The 21,596-nt window shown below is 56.2% G+C and carries 20 protein-coding genes and 1 riboswitch; of the genes, 16 read left to right on the top strand and 4 right to left on the bottom strand.

The annotated features are described in order from the left end of the window. Positions 1-1,230, bottom strand: a complete 1,230-nt coding sequence (locus tag ABJN86_RS05810; protein ID WP_348365441.1) for a polysaccharide biosynthesis/export family protein — start codon at positions 1,228-1,230, stop codon at positions 1-3. 202 nt (positions 1,231-1,432) lie between these two features. Here ABJN86_RS05810 and ABJN86_RS05805 point away from each other — a divergent pair, with 202 nt between their 5' ends. From ABJN86_RS05805 to ABJN86_RS05765, 9 genes are all read left to right on the top strand, one after another. After that, positions 1,433-2,665: an oligosaccharide flippase family protein gene (locus tag ABJN86_RS05805; RefSeq protein ID WP_348365439.1), complete on the top strand. Its 1,233-nt coding sequence runs from the start codon at positions 1,433-1,435 to the stop codon at positions 2,663-2,665. A 1-nt stretch (position 2,666) separates the two neighbouring features. Continuing rightward, entirely contained in the window at positions 2,667-3,587 is a 921-nt protein-coding gene (locus ABJN86_RS05800) for a glycosyltransferase family 2 protein (RefSeq protein WP_348365437.1), read from the top strand. A gap of 24 nt (positions 3,588-3,611) precedes the next feature. Then, positions 3,612-4,613, top strand: a complete 1,002-nt coding sequence (locus tag ABJN86_RS05795; RefSeq protein ID WP_348365435.1) for a glycosyltransferase family A protein — start codon at positions 3,612-3,614, stop codon at positions 4,611-4,613. Between the two features lie 2 nt (positions 4,614-4,615). Further along, positions 4,616-5,668 (top strand): glycosyltransferase family 4 protein, encoded by a 1,053-nt coding sequence (locus tag ABJN86_RS05790; protein ID WP_348365433.1) that lies wholly within the window; start codon positions 4,616-4,618, stop codon positions 5,666-5,668. A 280-nt stretch (positions 5,669-5,948) separates the two neighbouring features. Next, positions 5,949-6,743, top strand: coding sequence for a TIM barrel protein (locus ABJN86_RS05785; protein WP_348365431.1), 795 nt, complete (start codon positions 5,949-5,951; stop codon positions 6,741-6,743). Positions 6,744-6,828: 85 nt separating this feature from the next. Continuing rightward, the gene (locus ABJN86_RS05780; RefSeq protein WP_348365429.1) at positions 6,829-7,767 is read left to right on the top strand and encodes a substrate-binding domain-containing protein; all 939 of its coding nucleotides are present in this window, start codon (positions 6,829-6,831) and stop codon (positions 7,765-7,767) included. An 83-nt stretch (positions 7,768-7,850) separates the two neighbouring features. Then, positions 7,851-8,924: an ABC transporter permease gene (locus tag ABJN86_RS05775; RefSeq protein WP_348365428.1), complete on the top strand. Its 1,074-nt coding sequence runs from the start codon at positions 7,851-7,853 to the stop codon at positions 8,922-8,924. 14 nt (positions 8,925-8,938) lie between these two features. Next, a complete protein-coding gene (locus tag ABJN86_RS05770; protein ID WP_348365426.1) occupies positions 8,939-9,712 on the top strand; it encodes an ATP-binding cassette domain-containing protein in 774 nt (257 codons plus the stop codon). Positions 9,713-9,939: 227 nt separating this feature from the next. Next, positions 9,940-10,941 carry a LacI family DNA-binding transcriptional regulator gene (locus ABJN86_RS05765; protein WP_348365425.1) on the top strand — a complete coding sequence of 334 codons (1,002 nt, stop codon included), beginning with the start codon at positions 9,940-9,942 and terminating at the stop codon, positions 10,939-10,941. On the opposite strand, the gene ABJN86_RS05760 is transcribed toward ABJN86_RS05765, so the two are convergent. The 3 genes from ABJN86_RS05760 to ABJN86_RS05750 are packed head-to-tail and all read right to left on the bottom strand — an operon-like array spanning position 10,942 to position 14,119. Beyond that, on the bottom strand, positions 10,942-12,099 hold the full coding sequence (locus ABJN86_RS05760) for a Gfo/Idh/MocA family oxidoreductase (RefSeq protein WP_348365423.1): 1,158 nt from the start codon (positions 12,097-12,099) through the stop codon (positions 10,942-10,944). It lies immediately after the preceding gene. Positions 12,100-12,101: 2 nt separating this feature from the next. After that, positions 12,102-12,998 carry a TIM barrel protein gene (locus ABJN86_RS05755; RefSeq protein WP_348365422.1) on the bottom strand — a complete coding sequence of 299 codons (897 nt, stop codon included), beginning with the start codon at positions 12,996-12,998 and terminating at the stop codon, positions 12,102-12,104. Between the two features lie 17 nt (positions 12,999-13,015). Then, positions 13,016-14,119, bottom strand: coding sequence for a Gfo/Idh/MocA family oxidoreductase (locus ABJN86_RS05750; protein WP_348365421.1), 1,104 nt, complete (start codon positions 14,117-14,119; stop codon positions 13,016-13,018). A gap of 120 nt (positions 14,120-14,239) precedes the next feature. Between ABJN86_RS05750 and iolD the strand changes: the two genes are divergently transcribed. The 7 genes from iolD (at position 14,240) to gcvH (ending at position 21,586) form a co-directional block, all read left to right on the top strand. Further along, the gene (gene iolD / locus ABJN86_RS05745) at positions 14,240-16,111 is read left to right on the top strand and encodes a 3D-(3,5/4)-trihydroxycyclohexane-1,2-dione acylhydrolase (decyclizing) (RefSeq protein ID WP_348365419.1); all 1,872 of its coding nucleotides are present in this window, start codon (positions 14,240-14,242) and stop codon (positions 16,109-16,111) included. A gap of 9 nt (positions 16,112-16,120) precedes the next feature. Further along, positions 16,121-17,104: a 5-dehydro-2-deoxygluconokinase gene (iolC, locus tag ABJN86_RS05740; RefSeq protein WP_348365418.1), complete on the top strand. Its 984-nt coding sequence runs from the start codon at positions 16,121-16,123 to the stop codon at positions 17,102-17,104. 12 nt (positions 17,105-17,116) lie between these two features. Continuing rightward, positions 17,117-17,959, top strand: coding sequence for a 5-deoxy-glucuronate isomerase (locus ABJN86_RS05735; protein WP_348365417.1), 843 nt, complete (start codon positions 17,117-17,119; stop codon positions 17,957-17,959). Further along, entirely contained in the window at positions 17,956-18,783 is an 828-nt protein-coding gene (locus tag ABJN86_RS05730; protein ID WP_348365415.1) for a class II fructose-bisphosphate aldolase, read from the top strand. Before ABJN86_RS05735 ends, ABJN86_RS05730 begins: the two co-directional genes overlap by 4 nt. Before the next feature lie 3 nt (positions 18,784-18,786). Further along, complete coding sequence (iolG, locus tag ABJN86_RS05725) at positions 18,787-19,779, top strand: inositol 2-dehydrogenase (RefSeq protein ID WP_348365413.1); 993 nt, start codon at positions 18,787-18,789, stop codon at positions 19,777-19,779. 71 nt (positions 19,780-19,850) lie between these two features. After that, positions 19,851-19,937: riboswitch (glycine riboswitch) on the top strand. A gap of 156 nt (positions 19,938-20,093) precedes the next feature. Then, positions 20,094-21,209 carry a glycine cleavage system aminomethyltransferase GcvT gene (gene gcvT, locus ABJN86_RS05720; RefSeq protein ID WP_348365412.1) on the top strand — a complete coding sequence of 372 codons (1,116 nt, stop codon included), beginning with the start codon at positions 20,094-20,096 and terminating at the stop codon, positions 21,207-21,209. A gap of 17 nt (positions 21,210-21,226) precedes the next feature. After that, a complete protein-coding gene (gene gcvH, locus ABJN86_RS05715) occupies positions 21,227-21,586 on the top strand; it encodes a glycine cleavage system protein GcvH (RefSeq protein ID WP_348365410.1) in 360 nt (119 codons plus the stop codon). Positions 21,587-21,596: the final 10 nt, after the last annotated feature.

The raw sequence follows: 21,596 nt of genomic DNA, 5'->3' as shown, positions 1-21,596 counted from the left end.
TTAGCGGCTGACCAATAGTCCGGTTCCGACCAATCCCATCACGCGTCCAATTTCTGCAACGCTTATGACCTTGCTGTCATAGCAAGCAATAGAGTCGCCGGGCAGGACATAAGGGTCGTAGTCATCCCGATCTCCGCGTCGCAGTAGCTTTTCGATATTGCGCTCGATCACCAACGAAACCCCTGTGATCGGATTGCGAGAAAACAAGATCGCACTGCGATTTGCATTGGTTGTTTTGACACCACCCACACAGTTTGTATCGACCACGGCCTGCATGTACCGCGTACCATACGGCACCTCACGTACATCGCGACCAATGGCCGAGATGGCGTTACCAGTTGCGGGTTGCGTCAGGTTGGACAAAAACAAAGATACACCAGGCGGGCTAATCGGGCTGGGGCGCATCAGATCATCTTGAAAACACTGGCGGCTTTTTACAATGATCTCGTCGCCGGTCAGCATCATGATATCCGTGGGATCGGTTCCGTCAAAAACACCGCGTAAATCCATACGGTACACTTGGCCTTGGCGATGTAACTCGACCGCGGACAGATCAGCGTCGGGGCGAATGCCGCCCGCTGCACGCAATGCGGCGGAAAGGTTTCGAGCCTCTGTAGAAGCCCCCATCGCGCCTTGCCGTCCGCGGTCCATCTCGTCGCCGCGCATGCCGCCGACTTGCACGGCGTGGGGCTCGAAGACGGCGCCTTTGACGCCGACAGTGACGGAGGCGAAGTCGCTAATGCGTACAGTGAGCCTTGGTGCCGCGTCGTAATACTGCGCAGAAATCAACGCGGCGCTGAGGTCGGTTTCTATTTGTTGAGTGGAGCGCCCTTGTGCGCGGACAGGTGCCAAATAGGGTAGCTTCAAATCGCCGTCGCGAGAAATGACAAACGTACCACTTAGGACTTCATCCCCCTCAATCGTGACCTGCACAAGGTCATTGCGAGACAGTTTCTCACCTAGAAGTGGGATCAGCGCTGGTGTGGACCATTTTGCCCAAACCTCACCTTTGGCGCTGCCAACTTCGGGGAGGCAGGTGTTTTGGTTCATCTCGGCGGATTGGAGGAAGTTTACGGTTTTGCTGGCCCGCGCAGGTTCACGGTACTGTGCCTGATAGCCGTCACCTTGGGCTATTGGCTCTAGATTGGCGGGCTTTCGCATACTGCTGCAGGCGGAAAGTGTGGCAGCACTTGCGGCGGCCAACAGGGTTAACTTGATAATACGGGACATTGAGTGAACTCCTCCTTTACGCTTACAAAAGGGATAGCCCGCGTTGAATTTGCGCATAAGTCTGCCATCGGGATGAGGTGGCAGCCCTTATGGATAGGACCCCCTCCTTTGGTGTGGCATGGCTGTCCGGTTGGGCGCGAGACAGGTGGATATGGCGGCATTACAACCAATGCCAACAGCCCATCTTGATCACAGAGTTTCAATGCCACATTCAGTATCCAAGACGAATTTCACAAGCCACCTCATCGCCTATGCGGCGTCAGAGGCCGCGGCAAAGGTGTCACGTTTGTTGGTCGTCGTGGCCGTGGCCCGCATGATGGATGCAGAGGCGATTGGCGTCGCGGCCGCTGCACTGGCTGCCGGCGATATCCTGAAGGCGTTTACCGAGAACGGTGTAGGACAACGGATCATTTCCGCCCCTGAAGCGGAGTTAGAGAGCCGGTGCAACACCGCACGCCGCATCTTCTGGGGCTGGTGCTTGGGGTTATGTGGGCTGCAATTACTAATAGCCGCGACCTTGTGGGGGACGGGCAATCAAATGTTGGCGGCACTGCTGGCCGTGTTGGCGTTGGAGTACCTCTTCATGCCCGCAGGCTTAGTGCAGGCGGCTTTGGCCATGCGGGAAGGCAAGCTGCGCCAAACAGCGGCCATTGCAGGCGGACAGGTTGTCGGCGCGAACCTGATGACCGTGATTTTAGCTGTGTTTTGGCCCTCGCCACTAACGCTGGTGTTGCCGCGATTGTTGTCTGCGCCGATCTGGTTGATCCTGATGCGGCGCTTGCGTCCATGGTCGCGAACAGACGCTGCTGGCTTTGTCCCGTTACAACCATTTTGGGCATATGGCTGGGCTGTGCTTGGGGTCGAGGTGGTCAAAGTTTTGCGGCTACAGGCGGACAAGCTGGTTGTGGGGCTTATGTTGGGGGCGGAGAGCCTTGGCATCTATTTCATGGCCTTCAATGCTGGTCTGGGGTTGGCGACCTCTTTCACGCAAGCGTTCTCTGTCGTGCTGTTTCCCTACCTTTGCGCTGCAAACAATCGCTTGGGCGCACTTAGGCATGGGGTGTCTGTGTCACTTCTGGTGCTGGCACCGTTGGTTGTTCTTCAGGCAGTCATGGCGCCGGTATATGTGCCGCTCTTGCTTGGGCAACAATGGTCCGACGTCTCATTGGTAGTGTCCATCTTGTGCCTTGCTGCATTGCCAAATGTCGTGTGGTCGGCAACCGCTGGCTGGTTGCGGGCAGAGGGGCGGCCACAGCAGGAACTCGTCGTAAGCGTGGTTCTGGCAGCGGGACTTGTGGGGAACGTTGTGGTGTGTGCGCCTTTCGGGATGACGGCAATTGCCATCGGGTATTTGGCCGTCTCAGTCATCACAATGTTGGGTGCCGCTTTCATCATCCTTCCAAGCTTTTCTGACCGCAGTCTAATGAGGGCCTGACATGATCCGATTTTCAATAATTATTCCCTACCACAATGCCGAAAACACGATTGGGCAAACGGTGGAGAGCCTACTGGCGCAGAGTTTTCAAAATTGGGAAGCTATCTTCGTCAATGATCGGTCGAACGATTCATCGGAGCAAATCCTTGAGGGTTTTGCCGTCACAGATGCTCGAATTTGTTTGCAACAAAATCCCGGACATGGACCAAGCGCTGCCCGCAATCGCGCAGCAAGTTTAGCGCGTGGCGATGTTCTGGCGTTTTGCGACGCTGATGACCTTTGGGCAACGGGCAAGCTCGCGGCGCTAGATAAGCGCTTTGAAGACAGCCAGATTGATGGGGCATTTGGCCGGATCGGCTTTTTCTCTGAAACACCTTTGGACTGTAAGACACAATCAACTGTGGGGGCAGGGGTTCTGAATATCCCAACCTTATTGGCAGAAAATCCTGTTTGCACCATGTCCAACCTGTCGGTTCGACGTAGCGGTTATATGCAGTGTGGGGGCTTGGATGAAACGGTGGTCCATAACGAGGATCTTGAGTTTTTGATCCGTCTCGTTGGGACCGGCGCGCGTGTCGTCGGAGTGGACGAACTACAGGTCTGGTACCGAACCAGCCCAACCGGATTGTCCGCTGACCTGACCGCGATGCAAGCGGGACGTGCACGGGCGGTGGAAACAGCAGCGCGGTTCGGCGCCGAACCTACTCCAAGAGCCGAAGCGATTTACTTGCGTTATCTGGCGCGGCGCGCATTGCGGCTCGATAGCCCGCCAACGGACGCATGGGGGTTCGTGTGGGCGGGCATGGGGCGCAGCCCCATAGGGTTTTTGTTTCCTGTGCGGCGGGGGGTGATCACTGCGGTGGCGGCCGCCTTGGCAATTGTCCTCCCGCATCCGATCCGTCGTCACTTGTTCGCCCGCTAGAATGTAATTTCAAGGACCGTTCTTATGATCAAAGCATCTATCGTCGTACCTGCCTATAATGCCGCGAAAACTTTGCCTGAAACACTGACATCACTACTGGCGCAAGATGCGCGCGACTTTGAAATTATCGTAGTCGATGACGGTTCCACCGATGACACGGCGCAGGTCGTTGCAGGGTATCTGCATGATCCGCGGGTGCGGCTGGTCCGACAAGCCAACCGTGGATTGGCTGGGGCGCGAAATTCTGGAATTGCGGCGTCGCGGGGCGACTACATTGGGTTTTGCGATGCAGATGATATTTGGGCCCCTGTGAAGCTATCATCGCATATCGACCATCTAGACAGATCGCCGGATGTGGGAATTAGCTTTTCCGGTTCACGGTTGATTGACGATGAAGGACAACCTACGGGCATGCGTCAATCTCCACGCCTCAAGGACATCTCGGCGGCATGTATTCTTAAGCGCAATCCAATCGGTAACGGCTCCGCACCTGTTATCCGTCGCGTGGCATTGCGCGATCTAGAGTACCGGCCGAACTTTGAAACCAAGCGACCGTGGGTGTTTGATGAGACGTTCCGGCAGTCCGAGGACATTGAGTGCTGGATGCGTTTCGCCCTCAGCACTGACTGGCAGATCGAAGGCATACCCGGGTTGCTGACCGGTTACCGTATCAATCATGCGGGGCTGTCGTCGGACTTGGATCGTCAATTGAGCGCATGGGAGCGGATGATCACCAAGTTACGCCCATTGGCCCCTGATTTTTTCGCAACACATGAGGATGCGGCGCGTGCATACCAGCTTCGCTACCTTGCCCGTCGTGCAGTTAGCAATTTGGACGGGTCACTCGCGTGGGAGCTGTCCGCACGTGCATTGAGTTCTTCGCATCGGCCGCTTTGTGAAGAGCCGGTCAAAACCCTCGTCACACTTGCTGCCGCGTTTGTGTTGCACGTGGCAGGCCCTTTTCCCGTGCAAGGGGTCAGCCGTGTCATGACCCGCCTTGCCTCCCGTCAATATAAAGGAATTTGAGAATGAATTTCCCCCAAGTTGTACATCTCGTAGACGACAATACTGCTGGCGGCGTTATGCGGATGCTGGATTACCTTGTTGAGTCCTCTGGCTTAGATAGTCACCTGCGCCAAAGCGTGCGTAAGGTGAACCGCCATGCGTTGTCCCATGGAACGATTGAGGCGGATATTATCGTTTCCCATCTGACATTGAGTTGGCGCGGGTTGCCAGCACTTGTGACACTTCGTGCGATGAAACCGACGGCGCGAATTGTTCACATCGAGCATAGCTACACGCGGGCGTTTACCGTGTTGAATGTCCCTCACAAGAAGCGGTTCTTCGCGATGTTGCGTGTGGCGTATTCATTGTTTGACCACGTGGTCGCTGTCAGTCGAGATCAGGCCGATTGGTTGTCCGAGCGTGCGTTAACAGCCGTTGAGCGGTTGACTGTGATCAACCCTCGCGTCGGTCTTGAGGCATTTTCCAATGTGTCGCCCGCAAATTCCCGTATCCGCGTTATTGGCGCGATTGGACGGTTGGTGCCGCAAAAGGGATTTGATGTACTAATCGACGCGTTCCGTGCATGCTCACACAAGGATGCGCGGTTGCTGATCTTTGGGGAGGGGCGCGAGCGTGGCCATCTTGAAGCTCTGGCGGCGGGGGACAAACGCATCGAGTTTCGCGGGCACCAACAAGACCCAACGGCTCCTTACCGTGAGGTCGATATCGTGGCGATACCGTCGCGTTGGGAAGCATATGGTCTTGTTGCATCGGAGGCCCGCGCTGCGGGCAGACCTGCCCTTGTCGCGCGGGTTGACGGATTGCGCGACCAAATCAGTGGCAGCGTCATTGCGCAGGATGGAAATGACGTGGAAGCATGGACCAATACGCTCGAGCGAATACTGACGGATGGAGTGGGGGAATTTTCCAACTTAGAACGTGCAATAGACGTTTCCGATGCCGCCTATGTTCGAGCGTGGATGAACGTGATGGGGCGAAACACGGGCGGAATTCGCCGGCCGACCCTGGAAACGGTTTCGAGGCAAGCTAGAGCAACGCGCCTGAGTAGGGCCTGAATGCTTCGGTGGGCTTGAGCAGCACAACTGAGTTAGTCTGTAGTACTCATTGGGTCGCAAAGTGAGTCGCGTGATTCACCGGGGTTCATGGTGGTACGTAACGAGCGGCGATTGAAAAATGCCTTAAACTTGGTATCGGAAGCAATAATTAATGCGTTGTAAAGTATGCGTAAAACTCCCTTTTGACGAAAGTTTGCAGCTCATTAATGCAACCGGTTGCAAAAATGTTTCTACACGTTAGTCTAACTAAATGGCCCGCTTGTGGAGGGGCGGCTGATGTATGTTGAAATTCGCACTTAACCATATGACCACACCATCACTTACGATGGAACAACTCGTCTCGCTTGCCGATGAGTTGGGTTTGGTCGGCGTCGAATTGCGCAATGATCTGGCTCATCCGATGTTCGATGGAGCCACACCTGCCGTGGTCGCAAATCAGAACATTCCGATTTTGGCATTGGCCGAGGTGAAAGCCTTCAACGATTTTTCAAGAGATACCTTAAATGCTGCGACCGCATTGATGGATCTGGCAGTGGAGGCTGGAGCGCCAGCTATCGCCCTGATCCCCAAAGTTGGCGGGTCGCCGGTCGCAGAAACCGATTTGCGGGCGGCGCTGACGGGCCTCGCACCAGAGCTCGAGATGCGCGGATTAATCGGTTTGATCGAACCTATCGGTTTTGCCAGTAGTAGCTTGCGCTTCAAGGCTGAAGTTGTGAACTTAATCAATGAGTTGGACATCGGCGGGCAGTTTGGGCTTATCCATGACACCTTTCATCATGCCTTGTCGGGAGAGGGCGAAGTTTTTCCGAAACATACTAAGTTGGTGCATATATCCGGCGTGATGAACGCAAAGATGGCATTTACGTCCATGGGTGATGAGGACCGCGCCTTGGTTGAGGCCGGTGACCGGCTTGGTAATGTCAAACAAATTTCAGAACTTATGCGTGGGGGCTACTCAGGCCCATTTTCGTTCGAGGCATTCTCGCCAGACGTCCATGCTCTAGACGACCCGAAGGCAGCGCTTTCGCGGTCTATTCGCTTCATCGAAAACTCAGTCATGGCGCATGCGGCATGACGGGTTCTAGATGGATTAATCGCCCGTAAATGGGTTCCCGGCATCAACAATTTCGCGCGCCGGGCGCGGTTCTTGGGAGGAACAGATGAAGAAGCTACTACTTACAGCAGGCCTGACGGTCTTGATGGGCACATCCGCAATGGCACAGCAAATCGGTGTGTCGGTTGCCCGCTTTGACGACAACGGCCTGACAGTGATGCGCAACGGCATGGCCGCGCATGAGAAAACCTTGGATGGTGTTAGCCTGCAGGTCGAAGACGCGACAGATGACGTGGCCAAGCAGCTTGACCAAATCAACAACTTTATCGCGTCCGGTGTTGATGCGATCATCGTGAACGCGGTTGATACAAACGCAACTGAAGCCATGTCGAACGCTGCTGCTGCGGCGAAAGTTCCATTGGTTTACGTGAACCGCCAGCCGGTTAACATGGACACGCTGCCAGATGGTCAGGCTTTCGTGGCTTCCAATGAGATCGAGTCCGGCACATTGGCTGCATTCCGCATGTGCCAAGACCTTCGTGCACAGGGTAAATCTGGCGGGGCCACTGCCTACATGCTGATGGGTCAACTGTCCAACCAAGCTGCTGTTCAACGCTCGAAAGACTTCGAAGACGTGATCGGCATGGACATGTGTAACTTCATCACGTTGATCGACAAGCAAACTGCTAACTGGTCTCGCGATGAAGCGAACGATCTGATGACCAACTGGATTTCCTCCGGTGAGCCATTTGACGCGGTCTTCGGCAACAACGACGAAATGGCACTGGGTGCAATCCAAGCTTTGAAAGCCGCGGGCATTTCCATGGATGACGTGGTTGTAGGTGGCGTTGACGCGACTTCCGACGCGCTGCTATCCATGCAAGCGGGTGAGATGGACGTAACCGTATTCCAAGACCTCGCGGGTCAGGGTGCTGGCTCCATCGACACAGCGATTGCGCTGATCAACGGCGAAGAAGTCGACAAAACAGTCTTCATCCCGTTCAAACTGGTAACTCCAGAAAACATCGGCGATTTCCTGCAGTAAGCAGTTTCGTTTGAGACCTGCTGGGGCGCGCAATGTATGCGCCCCAGTTCACTTCTACTATCGTATCAGGGAAAGCGCAGAACATGTCCGATACTAGCGAAGGCACAGGTGGCCTCACTTTCGATAAATCCAAACGGCAATGGCCGAACGAGCTAAACGTCCTTGCTGCGTTAATCCTGATCATCATTATCTTTGAAATTCTTGGTGCCATTTTTATGCAGCAAAGCCTGCTATTTGACACCAGAGACCGCTTCGACAGCATCTTCAATGAAGCGCGTCTGCGCATCATCATTATTCAGGTGGCCATCATCGGCATTATCGCCCTTGGTGTGACGCAAGTGATCATCACGGCTGGGATCGATCTGTCGTCCGGCTCAGTGGTGGGTGCAACGGCCATGATCGCCATGAGTTTCGCGCAAGTTGCCATGGTCAATGGCGGCGCGAACCCTAAAGCGATTTTCGGCCCAAGCTTTCTAGATCTGCCAGTGGTTATCCCGATTGTGGTCGGGTTAGGTGTCGGGATGATCGCGGGGCTGATCAATGGTACACTTGTGGCCTATGCCCGCATTCCACCCTTCATTGCGACGCTCGGTATGATGCTGTTTGCGCGCGGTGTGGCGCAGTGGTGGTCGCTGGGCAACCCGGTCTCCTTCCCGACGGAAGCTTACGCAGTGATCGGCTCTGGCATGAACCCTGTGATCATCTTCTTGGGTCTAGCGGTGCTGTTCCACCTGATCATGAACTACACCGTCTACGGCAAGCACACTTACGCTATCGGCTCCAATGAGGCGGCGGCGCGGATGTCTGGCATTAATGTGCCACGCCACTTGTTGCTGGTCTATGTGATTGCTGGCATGTTGGCAGGCCTTGCAGCGGTTATCCTGACCTCCAAGAACCTCACCGCGCAATCCGGCATGGGCTTGTCCTACGAGCTGGAAGCGATTGCCATGGCTGTTATCGGTGGCGTGTCGCTCTTTGGTGGACGCGGGTCCATCGTTGGCACCGTGATCGGGGCGCTGATTATCGGGGTTATCACCTCGGGGTTTACCTTCCTGCGACTGGGTGCCTTCTATCAAGAGATGGTGCTGGGCGCGATTATTGTCGGTGCGGTTGCACTTGATCAATGGCAACAAAAACGCGCCGCGGCGCGGGCATAAGGGAGGGTTTCGCAATGACTGATACTATTCTCGAAACCAAGGGTCTCACCAAGCACTACGGCGGTGTACACGCGCTGGAAGATGCTGATTTTGTCCTGAAGCGCGGCGAGCATGTCGCCATTATGGGCGATAACGGTGCAGGCAAATCTACCTTCGTGCGCCAGATCACGGGTGTGGAGCAACGCACCCGTGGCGACGTCATCTTTGACGGCGAGGAGGTCAACTTCGCAGGGCCATTGGATGCGCGGGAAGCGGGCATCGAGACGGTGTTTCAAACGCTTGCTTTGGCGGATCATCTGAATGTCCCTGACAACTTGTTCTTGGGGCGTGAGCGCACCAAGTTCAATTGGCTCGGTCCGTTCCGTTTGCTGGACTACAAATCGATGCGGGATGACACGATGGCCGGTTTGGTGCGCACAGGGGTGAAAATTCCTAACATCAAAAACAGCATCGCCAACATGTCCGGTGGTCAACGCCAATGTGTTGCCATCGCGCGTACTGCAACCTTTGCGTCAAAGCTCACCATCATGGACGAGCCAACGGCGGCCTTGGGCGTGCAAGAAACCGAACAGGTGGAAAACATCATTCGCACGCTGAAGGATCAGGGCGAAAGTCTGATCCTTGTTAGCCACAATATGCGTCAGGTGTTTGATCTGGTGGACCGTATCATTGTGTTCCGGCGTGGTCGTATTTGCGCGAACCTGCGCAAGGAAGACACTGACGGCCAGGATGTGGTGGCCTACATCACAGGTGCCAAAACAGGTGCTGAATTTGAGGGCGTGGCGTAGGGTCGAATATGTTCAACCTTGCTATTCCATTTTTCCTCCCAGTGTGGCGGCGCGTAAGCGCCGTCACTGTTGCGGTTTTATGGGGTTTATTCGAACTATCTACTGGCGAAGTATTCTGGGGGGTTATTTTCCTCGGAATGGGCTCTATAGCTGCGTGGAAATTTGCGACAGCCGACTGGGAGGCTGTCTTGCAGGAAGATGAAGACACGTAGCTGGGGGCGTTGATTGTGGCGGTGACACTGAAGGACGTAGCGGAACGCGCAGGAGTTTCCCGCTCTGCTGTGTCGCGCACCTATACCGAAGGGGCCTCCGTCTCCAAGCAGACCCGCCGCAAGGTAGAGAAAGCTGCGGATGAATTGGGTTATAGCCCGAACGCCTTGGCCTCATCCTTGACCACAGGTCGCACCAAGTTAATCGGCCTCGTGTCGAACAACTTTCACAACCCGATTTTTCTAGAAGTATTCGACTTGTTCACGAAGGGTCTGCAAGAACGTGGCTTGCGTCCGTTGTTGGTAAATTTGACCGATGAAGTGGACCCAGAAAATTCGGTGCGGATGTTGCGCGCCTATTCGGTGGATGCGGTGATCGTCGCCTCGTCCACATTACCCGAAAGCTTTGCCGAAGGGTTCCGCGAGGCGGGAGTGCCAGTAGTGCATTCCTTTGGCCGGCATGTGGCCAGCCCTAAGGTGAATGTGCTGGGGATCAACAACATTGAGGCGGGCCGGATGGCCGCGCAAACCTTGATCGCACGTGGATATAATCGCGTGGCATTTTTGGGTGGGCCTGAGTCTGCGACGTCGACACAAGACCGTCACCGAGGGTTCACAGAAGAGGTGAACCTGCATCCCGACGTGACGATGACCACTAGTTTCGCTGACGCCTATTCCTTCGAAGCGGGGCGCACGGAGATGCAGCGCGTCTTGGCTGAGGGCGGCACAGCCGAGGCTTACTTTTGCGGGGATGATGTCTTGTCGATCGGGGTGCTCTCGGCGATTCAAGCGGCAGGTCTTTCTGCTCCTGATGACATCGGCATTCTGGGCTTGAACGATATGGAGATGGCTGGGTGGGAAAACATCAACCTGACCACCATCCACAACCCTATCAAGCAGATCATCGCGTCCTCGGTGGAGTTGGTTTCGGCCATGCTCAAGGATGATGATCGCTTTCCCGAGGCCCGTTTGTTTGCGTGCCACGTTGTTGAACGCGGCACGCTTCGTCCTTTGAAGTAATTACTTCAGAAGTGGCGGCACAGCGTCCACCCATTTGCCGCCGTCTTTGGCGGATTTCACGCAAGCATAGACCGCCGCCATAGAACGTAAGCCGTCCTCTGCACGCGGGTATAAATCCGCAGCTTTGTCGACCGCAACACCGGCCTTCTCGGCACGGATCACAGCGGCCAGATCGGAGTAAATGTTGGCAAACGCTAGAGGCATCCCTTCAGCGTGACCGATGGTGACGCGGGTGGCACGGTCGGCTTCTGGAGACAGGTCCGCCTCGCCACGCTCGATCACCTGGACGCGGCCATTGGTGGGGGTGAAATACAGCTGGTTTGGTTGCTCTTGCGCCCAACGTAAGCCGCCTTTTTCGCCAAACACCTGAATGGTCAGCCCGTGCATGCGACCCACAGCAACCGCAGACGTCCACAGACGCCCAACAGCCCCACCGCTCATGCGGAAGTTGACCATTGCATCATCCTCCAACTCGCGGCTGGAAATGGTGGAGGCGAAGTCGGCGGACAGAGTGTCCACCTCTTGGCTGGTGACAAAGCTGGCCATATGCATGGCGTGGATACCGCAATCTGCAAACTGCGCGGAGGCCCCCATTTGTGCCGGATCATAGCGCCAGCGAATGCGCGGGTTGTCGGCCTGCGCCGCATCGGCGTGGTGTCCGTGCGAGAACTCGGAGACGACCACACGGACCTTGCCCAAATCACCACGAGCAATCATCGCACGCATGTGACGCACCAATGAATAGCCAGTGTAGCCATAGTTCACCGCACAAAGCTTGCCGGTTTTGCGGCTGATTTTGACGATTTCTTCGCCTTCCTCAACGGTCATAGTCATCGGCTTTTCGCAAAGGACGTGAAAGCCGCCCTCCAAGAATTCCTTGGTGATCTCGAAGTGTGTGGAGTTTGGCGTCGCCACGGTGACCAGATCAACGCGGTCTTGGCGGGCCATTTCACCGGCCAACATTTCGCGCCAGTCGCCGTAAGCGCGATCAGCGGCAATGCCCAGTTCTTGCGCATAGGCGCGGCCCGCTTCGGCGTCGTGATCCAACGCGCCTGCGGCAAAAGTGAAGTCGCCATCAAGGCCGGAGCCCAAGCGGTGTGCCGGACCGATTTGGCTGCCTTTGCCGCCGCCAATCATGCCCCAGTTAAGTCGTGCCATAGTTATGCTCCTGTGAAGCCGATAGATTGCAGGTAGATGCGGTTCAATTTCGCGTCCGCGATAGGGGAGGTGTCGCCCTCTGGGTCGCAATCTTGTTCAACCGTGCACCAGCCATCGAAGCCTGCGGCCTCTAGTTTTGCACGCACGGCAGGGAAGTCCACGTCGCCGTCGCCCAAGTTGCAGAAGATGCCTTGGCCGCATGCCTCGTAGAAGTTGGTGCGGTTCTTCACCACGTCTGCCTTCACAACAGGATCGATGTCTTTGAAGTGCATGTAACTGATGCGCTCAATGTAGCGGTCCATGAAGGCCACAGGATCAAAGCCCGCGTAGGAATGGTGGCCGGTGTCAAAGCAAATCTTGAGGATGCTTTCGTCGACTTCGCTGAGCAGGCGCTCCAGCTCTGGCTCGAAGTCCATAAAGCCGCCTGCATGCGCGTGAATGCCGACTGTCAGGCCGTATTCCTCGGTGCCCATTTTCGCGATGGTGGCGATGCGGTCGCGAAATGCGGTCCACTCGGCTTTGTCCATCTGCTCGGCCTCGGAGGCGCGACCGGCGGTTGGGGCGCGACGCTCCGCGATGGAATCGATCAGCACGAGGTGTTTAGCGCCATGCGCGCTGAGCGCCTTGCAGGTGCGCACGGAGCCGTCCATGACATCATCCCATTGGGCCGTGTCGTGGAACGGACGGAAGACAACGCCGCCGATGAGCTCTTGCCCGTGTTCTTCCAACGCCTCGCCCAACATGGTCGGGTCTTCGGGCATGAAGCCAACGGGGCCCAGTTCGATCCCCGTGTAGCCCGCGTCTGCGTTTTCTTGCAGGACTTTGCGCCAGTTGGGGTTGCGCGGATCATCCGCCCATTCGACGCCCCAGCTACACGGAGCATTGCCAATTTTGATCATTTTGTTCGCCTTTATCTTTAGTAGTCCGCCACATTGACCCAAGCGCCTTTGGCGCTGGAATCAATTGCTGCTGCAACCACACGGTTTACTTCCATGCCTTCCGCAAAGGTCGGCCATTGGGGTGTTTTCGATGCAATCGCATTGAGGAAATGACTGGCCTCAATGGTGATTTGATCTTGGTAACCGGTGCCGTGGCCCGGTCCCTGACAAAACGGCAGGTAATCGGGGTGAGCAGGGCCGGTTAGAATCTTGCGAAATCCTTGCTCAGCCTCGGGGCCTTCGCGTAGATACAAATGAAGCGCGTTTTGGTCTTCACCGTCAAAACGGATAGTACCTTTCGTGCCGTGCACCTCGTAGGCGTAGCCCATCTTGCGACCCGTCGCGATCCGACTGACGTGGATATGGCCACTTACGCCGGTCTCGAATTTTACCATCAACTGCGCTTGGTCGTCATTGGTGACGGGCACTCCGCCGCGTTGTGAATGGACCGTCTCAACCACGGCGCTCAGGGATCTGATGGGACCCATCAAGCGCCGCGCACCGTTGATCATGTGAGGGGCAAGATCGCCCATGGTCCCATTGGCCATTCCGGTCGTGCGCCAAGTGGCGGGGGCGTCGGGGTCGGCGTAGAAATCTTCGGTGTGTTCGCCGCGAAAATAGGTGATGTCGCCAAGTCGCCCGCTTTGGATCAACTCGTATGCGTACTGGGAGGCAGGCGTCCCGATGTAGTTGAAGCCAACCATATGAACCGCTTCAGATTTTTCTGCGGCCGCTAGCATTGCGCGACTGTCATCGAGCGACCCACCGAGGGGTTTCTCGCACATGACATGCTTGCCCAACTCAAGGGCTGTGATGGCGATTTCGCGGTGAGTCTCTTGTGGTGACGCAATCACGATTGCTTGCACTTCGGGATCGTTCACGAGGGCACGCCAGTCATCGGTGCCGCGGGAGAATCCGTAAGCGCTGCGGTAACGCTCCGCCGACTCAGGTGTTGAGGCGCAAACCACTTCCAATCTCGGTTTCAGTTCGGTTCCAAATAATGCGGAAACACAGGAAAATGCGACCGCATGTGCCTTTCCCATATAGCCCCCGCCAATAATGCCGATGCCGATTTGGTTCATTGTGAGGTCCTTTCAAGAAAGCAATTGCAACCGGTTGCAAAATGGTTATCTTGGATTTGGGCAGCGGGTCAATATGCAATCTCGCTACATGGTAATTTCGACGATCTTGGGGGATGTGGCGTGGCATCAAATAGCGACACCATTACATTGACGACAGCACAGGCAATTGTGCGCTACCTTTCTGCGCAATTCATTGAGATTGACGGTGAGAAGGCGCGCCTGTGTGGCGGTGGTTTCGGCATCTTTGGCCATGGCAATGTGACCTGCCTAGGTGAGGCGTTCTATGATTACCAAGATGAGCTTCCGCTCTATCGAGGTCAGAACGAGCAAGGCATGGGCTTTGCGGCGGCGGCTTATGCCAAGGCGCAACTGCGTCGCCGGTTTATGTTCTGCTCGGCTTCTGCCGGGCCAGGCACTGCGAACCTGTTGACGGCCTCGGCTTTGGCACATGCGAACCGCTTGCCGATGCTCATGTTGTGTGGAGACACCTTCATTACGCGGTTGCCTGATCCGGTGCTGCAACAGTTGGAACACTTCGGCGACCCGACTTTCGGTGTGAATGACGCCTTCAAGGCGGTGACCCGCTTTTGGGACCGCATCACGCATCCCGCACAGATTATCCAATCCTTGCCTGCGGCAATCAACACCATGCTTGACCCCGCGGATTGCGGTCCCGCATTCCTAGGCTTGCCGCAAGATGTGCAGGGCTGGACATATGATTACCCGTTGAGCTTTTTTGAGGAGCGTACGCACCGCATCAGGCGCCAAAGTGCCGACGTCGAAGAGATCACGGAAGCTGCTGCGGTGTTGGCGGGGGCCAAGCGTCCAATGATTATTGCAGGCGGCGGGGTGCAATACTCCGGTGCCGTGGCTGAGCTGACTGCCTTTGCCGAAGCAACGGGAATCCCCGTGGTGGAGACCATCGCAGGCCGAGCCAACTTGCTTGATACCCATCCGCTTAACATCGGGCCACTTGGAGTTACTGGCTCAAATTCCGCCAACGCCATCGCCGAGAAAGCCGATGTGATTTTGTCGGTGGGCAGCCGCTTGCAAGACTTCACCACCGGAAGCTGGACGGCCTTCTCGCAGGACGCCAAGATCATTGGCTTGAACGCTGCACGTCATGACGCAGCCAAACATATGTCCGCGACAATCGTTGGGGATGCGAAGCTAGGGCTGAGCGCCTTGCAAGGCGCGTTGGGTGAATACACGTCACCCGATGTTTGGACCAAAGAGGCGCAATCAGAACGCGCAAAATGGGTGTCTTACGTCGAGGATAACACCCGCCTCGGCAATGGTCCGTCGTCTTATGCGCAAGCCATTGGCATTGTGAATGCAATGTGCGACCCGCGCGACCGCGTTGTAGCGGCGGCGGGCGGACTTCCTGCGGAGGTCACGGCGAACTGGCGCACGCTTGATATTGGCACCGTGGACGTCGAGTTTGGTTTCTCTTGCATGGGGTATGAGATTGCAGGCGGATGGGGTGCGCGGATCGCGCAATCCGAGAAAGAGCCAGAACAAGATACCATCGTATTTACCGGTGACGGGTCGTATATGCTGATGAACTCGGATATCTATTCGTCGGTTCTTACGCAGAAGAAGATGATCATATTGGTGCTGGATAACGGCGGCTTTGCGGTGATCAATAAGCTGCAAAACAACATGGGTGGCGAAAGCTTCAATAACCTGATTGCTGATACACCTACTGCAACGCATCAAGTTGGTATCGACTTCGAAGCGCACGCTCGCGCGATGGGCGCGCTCGCCGAAACGGTCAGCTCCCCTTCGGAATTAGGCGAGGCCTTTGCTCGCGCCAAAGCCGCAGATCAAACCTACGTCATATCGATGAAGGTGGACCCTTATGAAGGCTGGACCAAAGAAGGCCATACGTGGTGGGAGGTCGGTACGCCGCATGTGTCCGGCAAGGCCAAGATCAATGCCGCCCACGCCGAAGTTGAAAGCGCGCGTAGCAAACAGCGCAAGGGGGTTTGAGCAATCCTCATGAGCAATCTTCTAAGTAGCATCGAGCAAAACAACTTCGTCATCGTAGGGCGGGCTGGGATGGACTTTTTTCCCGATCCAGCGGGCACCAAAACCGAGGACGCGTCTGTGTTTCACTCCAGCTTGGGCGGCAGTGCAGCCAATACCGCAGCTGGTATTTGCAAGCTTGGCGGTAAGTCGGCTTTGGTCACGCGGGTATCGGACGACAGCATTGGGCGGTATGCGGTCAATCAGCTGAACCATTACGGTGTCGACGCCATGCATGTGACACCTGTTGGTGGCGAGTATCGCAACTCCTTGGCCGTCTACGAGAGCCGGATCGAGGACCATCAATCGGTGATTTACCGCAATGGGGCCGCAGACTTCCAGATGGACAACGCGGATGTCGAGGCTGTTAATTACAGCCAATACGGTGCCTTGATCACAGCGGGCACAGTTTTCGCTGCAGAGCCTTCGCGCACCGCCGCCTTCCGTTCGTTTGCCTTGGCGAAGCAGGCGGGCCTGCCGATCATCTTTGACGTGGATTACCGCCCGTATTCATGGCCTTCCGCTGATGTCGCGGCAGATGTTCTGAGCCGCGCCGCCGTGCTATCCGACATGATCGTTGGCAATGACGAAGAGTTTGGCTTCATGGCTGGCGGGATTGAGAAAGGCTTGGATAAAGCGCGTGAATTGGCCCGCAGCACTGCGACTATCGTGGTGTACAAAATGGGGCCTAAGGGCGCGATCACGTTTGCGGGCGATCAAGAAATCCGCACTGGTATTTATCCCGTCGATGCGTTGAAACCAACAGGCGCAGGCGACAGCTTCATGGCGGGCCTTATGACTGGGCTCGCACAAAAAATGCCACTGGAAGCCGCGATCCTGCGTGGCTCCGCCTGCGCGTCTGTGACCGTATCGAAACCGGGTTGCGCGCCTGCGATGCCCGACACAGCTACACTTGAAAAATTCTTGGCCGAACACCCCGGCCCGACCACCGCTTAAGAGGAACATGAGATGCACATCCCCCCCTTTGACAACCAGAACGCACCCATTGTCGACGTGGATGACGAAACCGTTCCGCTGAACTACTTCAACATCGTCAAACTCAAGAAGGGCGAGGCGTTTGAATACACCATTCCGCGCTATGAAACCTGCATCGTGCCTGCAACGGGATCCATTGATGTGAATGTCGAGGGTTTCAAAGCTGATGATCTGGGCGGTCGCGTCGAAGATGTTTGGGGCGGTGAGCCTGAAGGGGTGTACGTTCCAACGGCAGCCAAAGCCGAGTTTGTTTGTACCAGCGACGAAGCCGAAATTTTCGTAGCGGGCGCTTTGTACGAGAAAACGCTGGATGCATTTGCCGTGCGCTCGGACGAGTTGGACCTTGTGCAATACGGTTCCGACGATACGAAAACTCACCGTAAGATCAAACACATCCTTGGCACCAAATACCACGACAAGGTTGGGCGCTTGTTGGTGTCGGAGCTGTTCACCGTGGGCGAAGGCGGCTGGTCCGGCTTCCCATCGCACAAGCATGACACTGACCGTCTGCCAATCGAGACCCGCCACGACGAGACTTACAACTTCCGTTTCAAGCCGAACCATGGCTCCGGCGTTCAAATGCTTCAGCGCGAAGACGGTAAGGCGGGGGACGCGTATCACCTTGTTGATGGCTCGACGATTTGTCTGGATAGCGGCTATCACCCTTGCGCGGTTCTGCCAGGGTATCAGATGTACTACTTCACTATTCTGGGCGGCTTGTCGCAACGCAGCCTTGTGCAGTATTTCCAGCCTAGCCATGCGCACCAAATTGAGACGATCCCCGGCATTAAAGATATGATCGCGAAGTTCAAATGAGCTTAGCGACATTGTCCGACGTATTGCTTCCCGCCAAGGCGGGTGGTTACGCTGTGGCCGGATTGGTGACGCTTGGATGGGAAGATATGCGGGCCTATGTGGCGGCGGCTGAGGCCGAGAATTGCGCTGTGATTTTGCAAGCAGGTCCAAGCTGTCGCGAACATACGCCCCTGCCTGTTCTGGGGAAGATGTTCCGCCATCTTGCGGAGGCTGCAAGTGTACCTGTGGTCGCGCATTTGGATCACGGCTACACTTATGACGAATGCTCGGAAGCGTTAGACAGCGGTTTCACATCCTTGATGTTCGACGGCTCGCGCAGCCCACTGCGTGACAACATCGCGCAGACCCGAAAGATCGCAGATTTGGCGCATGCTGCAGGGATCTCCTGCGAGGGAGAGATCGGCTTTGTAGGCTATGCAGACGGTGAGAGTTCCGCAGGTACCGACCCCGAGGAAGCGGCGATTTTCGCGCGTGAGACGGACGTCGACGCCATGGCGATCTCTGTTGGAAACGTCCACCTGCAACAAGACAAAGAGGGCGGTTTGGATGAGGCGCGGATTGCTGCCATTCAGGCGGTGACTGACGTCCCGTTGGTTATCCATGGCGGCTCTGGCGTGCCAGTGGCGCAACGCAAGAAGTTGGCGCAATCGACCAACATATGCAAATTCAACATCGGGACAGAGTTGCGCATGGTGTTCGGCGACGCGTTGCGGACAGCGATATCCAAAGACGCGGCGCGTTTTGATCGCGTGTCCATCCTCAAGGATGTGCACGACCCAATTGAACAGGCCGCACGCACGGTGCTGGCAACGATGAAGGGCTAACTCATGTTAAATATTGGTATCCTTGGCAGCGGGCGCATTGGACAGGTCCACGCCCGCGCGATTATGGCGTCCCTTGATGCACGCGTTGCGGCCGTGAGCGACTTTTTACCGGCGGCTGCTGATGCTTTGGCATTAAAGACGGGCGGTGTGGCGATGACATCGGAAGCGATTATCGCGGATGCCTCCATTGACGCGGTGATTATCGGCACGCCGACGACCACCCACTACGACTTGATCCATCAAGCCGCCGCAGCGGGCAAGGCGATCTTTTGCGAGAAACCGGTCGACCTGAGCGCCGACCGCATTCGCGACTGCTTGAAAGCCGTGGAGACAGCTGGCGTCGCTTTCATGGTGGCATTCAATCGTCGATTCGACCCGAACTTCGCGGGGATGCAGTCTCGCATTGCAGCGGGCGAGGTCGGCGACGTGGAGTTGGTCACAATTTTGTCTCGCGATCCGTCTGCGCCACCGATTGAATACATAAAATCATCGGGCGGAATTTTCCGCGATATGATGATTCACGATCTGGATATGGCTCGATTTTTGCTGGGAGAGGAGCCCGTTTCTTTGCACGCGACAGGCTCTTGCTTGGTCGATCCGGCGATTGGCGAGGCCGGTGATTTTGACACCGCTGCGGTGACTTTGCGTACGGCTAGTGGCAAGATATGTCAGATCAGCAACTCACGCCGCGCGTCTTATGGATATGATCAGAGGATCGAGGTTCATGGGTCTAAGGGTATGATAAGGGCTGATAATATCCTCGAATCTTCTGTTGAAGTGGCCACTGAAGATGGCTTCCGTCGCGCCCCACCGTTGAATTTTTTCCTAGAGCGGTATGAAGCCGCCTATGCCAATGAGCTGGCGCATTTTGTAGCGGCTCTAAAGGCAGGCTCAACCCCGCAACCTGACGGCAACGATGGCTTGAAGGCGCAGATGCTTGCGGACGCTGCGGCAGAGTCATGTGCAGACGGACTTGTGAAAACTTTGCAGCTCTAATCACTTGACAGATGGCCTGTCGCTCTGTCACTTGGCCGTGCTTGATCAGCGCAAGTAAGCGCTGGTTAGGTGCAGTTTAGTCGGGAGAACCAGCCTCGCTGGTGCCGAAGGAGCAACCGCCCCGGAAACTCTCAGGCCACATGGACCGACCAAGCTGATAACGATCTGGAGAGAGGTGTTAAATCACCCGCCGAAGGGATAGCGATCTCAGGCAAAAGGACAGAGTGGGCATCATTCGTGCGGGTAACCGTGCGTGAACTGATGCCGGAAATTACCCAACAGGTATGACGGCTCGCTTGAGAAGGGCCGTATTGATGTCTGACCTGTTGCAAACCCCGCTTCACGATTTGCATGTAAGCCTTGGCGCGAAGATGGTGCCCTTTGCAGGGTACTCCATGCCAGTGCAATACGGGCTTGGCGTGATGAAGGAGCATATCCACACACGCACGAAGGCGGGCCTGTTTGATGTCAGCCACATGGGGCAGGTGAAGGTGACAGGTGCGGAGCCAGCACTTGCGCTCGAGACGTTGATCCCAGTCGATATCGCAGGGCTTCCCGAGAACCGCCAACGCTACGGGTTCTTCACCAATGACGCTGGCGGTATCATGGATGACCTGATGCTGGCCAACCGTGGGGATCATATCTTTGTGGTTGTGAATGCGGCCTGCAAAGATGCTGACATCGCGCATATGAAGGCCCACCTTGAGCCGGATGTGCAAGTTACCCCAATTGCTGACCGTGCCCTGCTGGCCTTACAAGGCCCCGCGTCGGAGGCAGTGCTAAGTTCGCTCAACCCCGCGGCCGGTGAAATGAACTTTATGGATGTGGCGACTTTGTCCTTGAATGGCGCTGAATGCTGGGTGTCTCGGTCAGGTTACACGGGCGAGGATGGCTATGAAATTTCAGTGCCCAATGCTGAGGCCGAAGGCTTGGCCAAGGCGTTGCTTGCGCATGATGATGTGGAACCTATCGGCCTAGGTGCGCGGGACTCGCTGCGCTTGGAGGGCGGCCTTTGTTTGTACGGCCACGACATCGACACGGACACCACGCCCGTTCAAGCGGCGTTGCTTTGGGCCATTCAGAAGGTCCGCCGCGCAGGTGGCGAACGAGCAGGGGGCTTCCCTGGTGCGGACGTGATCTTTGCGGAACTGGAAGCCGGAGCCCTGCGCAAACGCGTAGGACTGCGACCAGAAGGCCGCGCGCCAATGCGCGAAGGTGTGCCATTGTTTGCCGCCACCGAGGGTGGGGAGCAAATCGGGGTTATCACTTCCGGCGGTTTCGGCCCCACGGTCGAAGGGCCGGTCGCGATGGGTTATGTGTCGGTTGATCTGGCGAAACCCGATACCAAAATTTATGGTGAGTTGCGCGGCAAACGCTTGCCGCTGACCGTAACCAAGATGCCGTTCACACCGGCCAACTTTAAACGCTAAATCTAGGGAGACATATTATGAAATATACAGAAGAGCACGAATGGCTGCGCGTCGAGGGCGATGTCGTTGTTGTCGGAATCACAGAGCACGCAACAACCCAGCTGGGCGACATCGTATTTGTGGAGCTGCCCGAAGCAGGCGGCACCGTCAGCAAGGATGACGAGGTTGTGGTGATTGAATCCGTCAAAGCAGCGTCCGATATTTTGGCCCCCATCGACGGCGAAATCGTCGAAGTGAACGAGGCATTGGCAGATACTCCAAGCATGGTCAACGACGACGCAATTGGTGACGGCTGGTTCTTCAAGATCAAGCCATCAGATGCGTCTCAGATGGACGACTACATGGACGAAGCTGCCTACAAAGCAATGATCGAATAAGCGGAGCGCT

It is taken from the genome of Litoreibacter sp., assembly GCF_039974535.1.
Classification (GTDB): Bacteria; Pseudomonadota; Alphaproteobacteria; order Rhodobacterales; family Rhodobacteraceae; genus Litoreibacter.
The sequence above is the reverse complement of the archived record's forward strand: the minus strand, read 5'-3'. Positions and strand labels throughout refer to the sequence as shown.